The organism is Eggerthella sp. (assembly GCF_048329335.1).
Classification (GTDB): Bacteria; Actinomycetota; Coriobacteriia; order Coriobacteriales; family Eggerthellaceae; genus Eggerthella; species Eggerthella lenta.
Genome location: NZ_DBFEGU010000370.1, coordinates 1 through 4037, shown reverse-complemented (window position 1 = coordinate 4037; position 4037 = coordinate 1). Strand labels below are relative to the sequence as shown.

The 4037-nt window shown below is 63.8% G+C and carries 3 protein-coding genes; 2 read left to right on the top strand and 1 reads right to left on the bottom strand.

Annotated elements, in window-relative coordinates; all coding sequences use genetic code 11:
* Positions 1-1338: helicase-related protein (locus tag ACMO6A_RS11530; RefSeq protein ID WP_418471295.1), on the top strand; the 1338-nt coding region annotated here is incomplete at its 5' end.
* Positions 1339-1510: 172 nt separating this feature from the next.
* A complete protein-coding gene (locus ACMO6A_RS11525) occupies positions 1511-2278 on the top strand; it encodes an SDR family NAD(P)-dependent oxidoreductase (protein ID WP_418471294.1) in 768 nt (255 codons plus the stop codon).
* Between the two features lie 100 nt (positions 2279-2378).
* Here the strand turns inward: ACMO6A_RS11525 and ACMO6A_RS11520 are convergent, their stop codons facing one another.
* Complete coding sequence (locus ACMO6A_RS11520) at positions 2379-3698, bottom strand: MFS transporter (RefSeq protein ID WP_114538405.1); 1320 nt, start codon at positions 3696-3698, stop codon at positions 2379-2381.
* Positions 3699-4037: the final 339 nt, after the last annotated feature.

The window sequence follows — 4037 nt, the reverse complement described above, 5'->3', positions numbered from 1 at the left end:
GCGCGTCCGAAGATGGATCGCGCGCTGGGCACCATCCGCGACGAACTGCGCGAGCGCTTGCAGCAGTTCAAGGAGGAAGGCAAGCTGCTGGAGGCGCAGCGCCTCGAGATGCGCGTGAACTACGACCTCGAGATGCTGGAGACGATGAACTTCTGCTCGGGCATCGAGAATTACTCGCGCCACATGGACGGACGCGAGCCGGGAGAGCCGCCCTACACGCTGATCGACTATTTCCCGAAAGACTTCTTCTGCATCATCGACGAGAGCCACGTGACGGTTCCGCAGATCCGCGGCATGCACGAGGGCGATCGCTCGCGCAAGATCACATTGGCCGAGCACGGCTTCCGTCTGCCCAGCTGCCTGGACAACCGTCCGCTGCGCTTCGACGAGTTCGAGGATCGCATCCCGCAGTTCGTGTACGTGTCGGCCACGCCGGGCGACTACGAGCAGAAGGTGTCGCAGCAGCAGGTGGAACAGATCATCCGCCCCACCGGCCTGCTGGATCCCGAGATCATCGTGCGCGGCTCGGCATCGCAGATCGACGACATCATCGACGAGTCGAAGGAGCGAGCTGCGCGTGATGAGCGCGTGCTCATCACCACGCTGACGAAGAAGATGGCCGAGGACTTGACGGATCACCTGCTGGACCAGGGAGTGAAGGCGCGCTACATGCACTCCGACATCGCCACGCTCGAGCGCGTCGAGATCCTGCGCGATCTGCGCCGCGGCGAGTTCGACGTGCTGGTGGGCATCAACCTTTTGCGCGAGGGCCTGGACCTGCCGGAGGTATCGCTCGTCGCCATCTTGGATGCCGACAAGGAAGGTTTCCTGCGCAACCACCGCTCGCTCATCCAGACCATCGGGCGTGCGGCGCGAAACGTTTCGGGTCAAGTGATCATGTACGCCGACAAGATGACGGATTCCATGGCACTGGCCATCGACGAGACGAAGCGCCGCCGCGCCATCCAGATGAAGTATAACGAGGAGCACGGCATCGAGCCGCAGACCATCCGCAAGGCCATCAACGACATCATGAGCTACGTCACCGACGAGATGGGCGGCACCACGGCCGAGCAGGTGAACAAGGAGCTTGCCGAGCTGTCGCGCGAAGAGGTGCTGCGCATCATCCAGTCGATGGAGGACGACATGGCCTCGGCATCCCAAAGTATGGACTTCGAGGAAGCCGCCCGCCTGCGCGACCAGGTGGTCAAGCTGCGCGTCCAGGTGGAGGGCGGCAGCGAGGACGACGTGTTGAAGGACCTCAAGAAGAACGCCCGCAAAGGCAGCGCGTACGGCAATCGAAAGAACGCCGCATACGGCAGCGCCCGAAGGTCGTGAGGTTGCCCGAGAGGCCGCTCGTCGCGTGAAGCGCGCCGCTCGACGCGATCGTTTCGGGTGGAAAAGCCGCTGGCCGAACACGTCTTTGAGTTCTCAGGGCGCGATAGCATGCCCGCATGCGCGCCACGGTACCATACGGGGCAGGCTGTGCAGGCGAATCGAAGGAGAAAGCATGGACATGGGCTTGAAGGACAAGGTGGTGCTGATCGCCGGCGGTGGCGGCGGTATCGCTCGGGGTATCGAGCGCGCATTCGCCACCGAGGGTGCGAAGTTCATCCTCACCGACCTGTTCCCCGGCGGTCTGGAAGCGGCGAAGGAGGAGCTTGAGCGCGATTTCGGCTCCGAAGTGTTTACGATTCTCGCGAACGGATCGGTGGAAGAGGAGGTGCGTGCGGCGGTCGAAGCGGGCGCCGAGCACTTCGGCGGGCGCATCGACGTCCTGATCAACAACGCGCAGGCGTCGGCGTCGGGATTGACGCTGGTCCAGCATTCGGAGGAGGACTTCGACCTGGCGGTTCGATCCGGCCTGTACGCGACGTTCTTCTACATGAAGCACGCCTACCCTTACCTGAAGGAGACGGCGGGATCCGTCATCAACTTCGCTTCCGGCGCGGGCATCGGCGGCAATCCAGGACAGAGCTCCTACGCTGCGGCGAAAGAGGGCATCCGAGGCATGAGCCGCGTGGCCGCATCGGAGTGGGGCCCCGACAACATCAACGTGAACATCGTATGCCCCATCGTCATGACGAAGGCGCTCGAGGAATGGCGCGAGCGCGAGCCCGAGATGTACGAGAAGAACGTGAAGGCGATCCCGCTCGGACGCTTCGGCGACGCGGAGAAGGACGTAGGACGCGTGTGCGTGTTCCTGGCCAGTCCCGATGCCTCGTTCGTAACGGGCGACACCATCATGGTGCAGGGCGGCTCCGGTATGAAGCCGTAAAGCTGCACCAAACGCCAACCCTCCCTAACTCGGCGAAAACGGGGGCTGCTCGACAGTGTCGGACAGCTCCCGTTTCGATGTCTCGAGCAAAAGAGAGCCGCTAGCCCTCTTCCGAGACTGCTCCGATCTCCGCGTTCGCCTCGGCCGCGCTGTCGCGCAGGACGTGCGGCTCGTCATGATCGAGGGCGCGCACGCTCTTGAACAGGTACACGGTCAGTCCCAGCGCAATGCATACGAGGCCGTCCGCCACGAAAAACGCTGCCACGCCCATAGCTTCGGCGGCCACGCCGCCGATGGCGATGCCCACGGGGGAGGCCAGTCCCATGGCGGCCATGGCCAGGCCCAGCGCGCGGCCCGTCTTCTCCTCGGGCACGTTGCGCTGGATGAGCGTGATCAGCGGTCCGTTGAACCAGGAGCATGCCAGCGCCATGACGGCGCACAACGCAACGAACGCCCAGAACATGGTGGGGGCGAGGAATCCGCACGCCGTGGTGGTGACACCCACGATGAGGGAGGCCACCGCGATGAGTCCGGCCAGGCGCTTGCCGCCGCCCCAGGCCATGAGCACGACGGATCCCGCGATCATCCCTACGCCGAACGCGGCTTCTACGACAGACGCCATGTAGCCGTCGCCGCCGAAGTGATCGTACGTCATAAGCGGGAAGATGGCGCCCAGCGGGGCGAACGCCATCATGCCGATGGTGATGCCGGCGATGAGCACGACGAGCCCACGGGTTGCCGACAGCGCTTTCCAGCCGTCGCGAAGGTTCGCCAGCACATGCTGGTTCTCGGCGGTCTCGTCGGCGACGGTGGGGATCTTCGCCAGCGCAAGCCCCGCCACGGCCACGAGGGCTCCGGCGAAGTCGAGGAACATCACGGAGTGGAATCCGATGGTGGTGTACAGGAAGATGCCGAACGCGGGTGCGCCGATAGACGCGACGGACATGAGCAGCTGGTCGAGCGTGTTGATGCGCAGCAGATGCTTCTCGGGCACGAGCAGCGGCATGGCGGCCATCATGGCGGGGCCGTGGAAGGCCTGTCCGATGCTGCGCACGATGACGAGGATCATGAGCAGCGGAAACGATACTTGCCCGAACAGGATGACGATGCCCAGCCCCAGCGACACGATTCCCACGGACAGGTCGGCCACGATCATGACCGTCTTGCGGTTGTGCTTGTCGGCGATGACGCCGCCGAAGGGCGACAGCAGTCCTTGCGGCAGATACGCGCAGATGGCGGCCGCGGCCAGCATGATGGCGCTGCCCGTGGTCTCGGTGATGTACCACACTACGGCGTATCCTGCGGCGTAGCTGGTGATCATGGAAGCGGCTTGTCCGCCCCAGATGGTGGCGATGATCGCAAGCCAGCGCTTCGGCAGCTCGCGACCGGCTGCGCTCAGGGGCGCGGTCGATGCAGTCATGGATAGCTCCTATAGAACGAGATGGTCGGATGAACGTCAGTGTGAGGTAGCGAACGCGGTTGCGCTACCAATTCTAGATGGAAGAAGGCCGCCGAAGCGGCAACTATGCGTTGCGCGAACGCGCGGCGCAGGGATGAATCGCAAATCGACTGAGCGATTTAGCGGAAAAGGCGACCAGCCATCGAGCATGCTCCTCATGATTTCGAGCGAAAAGTGACGGCCAGTGTATCACGAACCGATGAACGTGCCAAGGGCGGGTTTTACTTCGCGGGTGGCAGCAGCAGGTTGAGGTCGACGGCGGTGTCGATGCCTGCCACGGAACCGCCGTTGGTGTACTGC